Genomic DNA, 4,822 nt, shown 5'->3' with positions numbered 1-4,822 from the left:
TACCACCGACAGGCTATACTTTGAGTAATGAAGTTCAAACTATAAATATAGGCGATAAAAATGCAAGTAAAATGCAAGAAGTTACTTTTGTAGATGGACAAATTTTAGGAAGTCTTCAAGTAACTAAAACAAGCGAAGCCGGAACTCCACTTCAGGGAGCAGTATTTACGGTAAGCGGAGCAGGATTCAGTAAAGATATAACAACAGGAAAAGATGGAATTGCGACTTTAGCAAATATTCCATGGGGAACTTATACAGTTAAGGAAACTAAAGCACCGGTTGGATATAACTTAAATCCAGATTCGCAGACTGTAAAAATTACAGCTGAAAATGCAGGGAAAGTTCAAAAATTAACATTTGTAGATAGCACAATAAAAGTTATTAATGTTCATACAAATGGGGAAAAACCATCTCATCATAATACTGAAAAAGTATCGAAGCATCATAATGATAGTCCAGATACTGGGGATAGTAGTCAATTACCAATTTATATGATATTAATTTCATCATTTGTAATATTGTTAAGTATTAATAGAAAAAAATTAAAAATAAAGAAGTAATTTAGTTAGATGATATAATTGAAATGAAAAATGATTTCTGTGTAGTGCAGAAATCATTTTTATTTTATTTGAAAAACAATTAAAAATTCACTATGATATTAAATTAATGTAACATATTATATAAATAAAATTAAAGTGAAAATTATTAAATTTATATATATATTTCTTTTTAATAAAAAAACTTGATAAAAAAAAGAAGAATTTTTACTATATTAAGAAAGTTGAATAAAGTGTTTTATTTTTTTATCTAAGTATGTCATAATTATAAAATGGAATTTGAATTAAATTATATTTTTTTCAAAATTCTATAAATATAAGTTAAAGCTAATTTTTTCGGAAGTAGAAGGAGTTAAAAATTTTGAAACTGAAGAAGAAAATATTAGCAAAATTAACACTATTATTTTTTAGTTTAACGTTATTTTCCAACATGATTCCAAATATTGCTTATGCAGATACTATAAGCAGTAGTGGATCTAGTAATTTTAACGTAAATTTAGAAATTAATGGACAAAGCATAAGTAACGGAGCAACTGTTACATTGAAAAATGGGGAACCGGTTAGTTTTAAGTTGAACTTTAATTGTGATCCGAATATTCAACCGGGAGATAAATTAACATTTACATTGCCATCAGCATTTAAAGATATGAAAATAACTTCATATATAAAAGAATGTTTTGATAAACCAATCATAAAGGGAAACACTGTAACCCTTGTAGCAAATGAGAAAATCCTTAATGGGATACTTAGTGGATATTTATATATGCAAGCTACATTTAGTACTACAAATTCATCAGGTAATATAACAGTACCTTTTGATATAAATGGAAAAGATACTAATGTAAATATACATTACAATCCACCTACAAATGTTTCTATTGATAAAACGGTAAATAATGAAAAAACATTAGGATTAAATTCTGACCAAATTGGCGAGAAACTTCATTATAAAATAGTTGTAGATGATGAAAATCAAACAACACAATTACCTTTTGTAGATCAAATGGAACCAGGATTAGATTTAAATACAGATAGTATAAAAATTGTAAATTCTGAGGGGAAAGATGTTACAAATGAAGTTAAAGATGCAATGAAAATTGTTAAAGGAAATTCAGGAACAAAGATTGAAATTCCTAATTTCCCATTAGAAGGTAAGTATACAGTTACTTATGATGCAACTGTAAATAAAGAAATGGCAAAAGACAAAAATGTTTGGCCTAGAACAAATACAGTATCAATGGGAAAAGTAAACTCTACGGCAACTGTAGTTGTTAATGCAAATGGTGGAAATACTTTAACACCAGATGCTATGAGCAATTTAACAAAAAAATCTGTTGATGGAGATGTTTATAATAAAGTTGGTGATATAAAGAAATATACATTAACTGTTAATAATGGACATTATGAAATTCCAGCTGGAATAACTGTAACAGATAAATTACCAGAAGGATTAAGCTTTACTAATGATAATACTTCGAGTATAACTGCTTGGTTAAATAGTCCATATGATGGAGGAAAAACTCCGCCAGTAAATTTATATTTAATTTCAGCTAATGGACAAAAAAGCGTAATTTATTCACAGGGACCTAATGCAGGGGTAGAAGTTACCATAAATCAACAAGATAAAACAATATCTATAAAAACATTAGAAAAAATGAATAGTAAGATAACTGTTCAATATAATGCAAAAGTTGATAAAAAGTTAGATTCAATAACAAATACTGCCAAAACTATAATTGATGGACATCAGTATGATACTAGTGCAACTATAAAATATTCAGCACCAGAAACTGCATATATTAATAAGACTGCTAATTATGTAAAGAATGCATCAATAAGGGTTGGGTCAATGATGCACCCTGTTAATTATGCAATATCTGTAGATACTACTGATATGACAACACCAAAGAATTTTGTTGATAATATGCAAACAGGATTAAAGTTGTTACCAAATACAATTAACGTTGTTAATACTAAAACAAATCAAAATATTACAGCGAGTTTAAAAAATAGTATTACAACATCTACAGATAGTAATGGAACTACATTAATTATTAAAAACTTCCCAGTAGGCGGAACATATAATATTACTTATGAGGCTAAACCTGAAGCAACTAATAAACCAGCGTGGGTAAGAAAAAATACTGCAACTTTAGGGAATGCCACATCAGAAGCAAGTGTAACTTTAAATTCAGATTTAGGAAGTACTGTAACACCAGAACAGGTTAAAAAGTTAACTACAAAAACATTAATAGATGGTGGAACATATAGTAACATTGGAAATCTTCTAAGATATAAAGTTGTTATGAATAAAGATCACTATCAATTACCAGTAGGAACTAAAATTGTAGATAAGTTTCCAACAGAATTAACATTTCCAGATTTAAAAGATATGAATATTGAATCACAATGTGCAGGACCTAATGGCCAATATGCACCAGGGGCACTAGAGATTGATTGGATAAATAAAGATGGAACCAAGGAAGTTGTTCAAAATGTTCCTAACATAATTGGAACACTAACTTTAGATTCAAGAAATAATACTATTACATTAAAAGTAACTAGAGCATCAAATAGTTCTTATGAATTTGAATATAGTGCAAAGGTTGCACAGATAGCAGCAACTATAACAAATTCATTACAAACACAAGTTGGTGAAACTACTGCTAAGAGTTCTGCAACAGCAAACTTTAAATCAGATGCAGGGTTAATAGGCGCTAGAAAGACTGTTAATAAAACTTCATTAGTAGATGGAGAAAATCAAGATGTACAATATGGAATAAATATTACATCATGGGGAGCATTCCCAGCAGGATTTTTAGATATTGTTGATAATATTAATCCATTATTGAAGATTACAAGTGTTCAAGTTCCAAATGGATTTAGTTATAAAATTGATGGCAATAGAGTAGAAATTAAGAACAATGAAACTATAATTGGAACTTCAGATAATCCTTTAGTGTATCATATAAAAATTAATACATCTTTTGAAAATGTAAAGAATGGAACAACAATTGATAATACAGCTTATATAAATAATTTACCTACAAATAAGGTTACAACTAAAAAAGGGTATGAATTTAAAGCAGTAAAAAAATCAAATGAAAATCATTCAAAGCTTTTAGAAGGTGCTGTATATGGAGTATATAATAAAACTGATAATAGTTTATTATATACAGTTACATCAAATAAAGATGGAGTTTTAGAAGGATCAATAAGTAAACCAGGGGAATATTATTTAAAAGAAATAAAGGCACCAACTGGTTATACAGTAAGTGATAAAAAGATTGATTTTACAATAGCATCTAATGATATCGGAACAACAATAGAATTACCACCAGTATATGATAGTTTAATTCCTGGTAATATCTCTATCACAAAAGAGAATTCAAATGGTGATAAATTAGCAGGAGCTAAATTCAATTTAGTACAAAATGGTAAGGTGATTCAACAAGGTACAACTGATAAAAATGGTAAATTAGAATTTAAAGATGTTCCACAAGGAGAATACCAAATTGTAGAGGTAGAAGCACCAAAAGGATATGAGTTAGCCAAAACTCAAAATATTACAGTTGAAACAAATAAAACAACACCTATAAAAATAATTGATAAAAAAATTAATGGGAGTTTAAAAATCGAAAAAACAAATGAGAGTGGAAAACCACTAGCAGATGCAACATTCCATATAACTGGACCAAATGGGTATAAAAAGAGTCTAACTACAGATTCAACAGGAATAATAAGTTTAAACAATTTAGATTGGGGAACTTATATTATTAAAGAAATAGTAGCACCTGCTGGATATGAATTAGATAAAACAACTCATACAGTTGATATAAATGGTGATAATGCAAAAATGGGAGTATCATTAATTGTAAAAGATAAAATGATACTTGGACAATTACAAATTGTAAAAATTGATGCTACATCTAATAAAGCATTAGCTGGAGCAACTTTCAAAGTAACAGGACCAAATGGTTTTGATAAAACAGTAACTACAGATAAAGATGGACAAGTAAATCTAGATAATTTAGCATGGGGAAAATATACAGTTACAGAAACTGCAGCTCCAAATGGATATAATTTAGATAAAACACCACAGGAAATAACAGTTGGTGATACATCTGTAGGAAAAGTTCAAGTAGCTAAATTTGCTGATTCAAGAGTTTTAGGAAATATAAAAATCACTAAAACAAATGAAAAAGGGCAAACACTACAAGGAGCAGAATTTACAATAACTAAACCAGATGGAACAAAAGTGAAGG

Annotated in this window: 2 protein-coding genes; both read left to right on the top strand. The window is 28.5% G+C overall.

The genetic code is table 11. The features are described from left to right. Positions 1-560, top strand: a 560-nt coding sequence (locus tag ACRC28_RS00010; RefSeq protein WP_438541409.1) for a prealbumin-like fold domain-containing protein, incomplete at its 5' end; no start/stop codon positions are given. Between the two features lie 358 nt (positions 561-918). After that, a partial coding sequence (locus ACRC28_RS00005; protein ID WP_438541408.1) for a SpaA isopeptide-forming pilin-related protein occupies positions 919-4,822 on the top strand: 3,904 nt, incomplete at its 3' end.

Source organism: Clostridium sp. (genome assembly GCF_051650885.1).
Lineage (GTDB): Bacteria > Bacillota > Clostridia > Clostridiales > Clostridiaceae > Clostridium.
The sequence above is the reverse complement of the archived record's forward strand: the minus strand, read 5'-3'. Positions and strand labels throughout refer to the sequence as shown.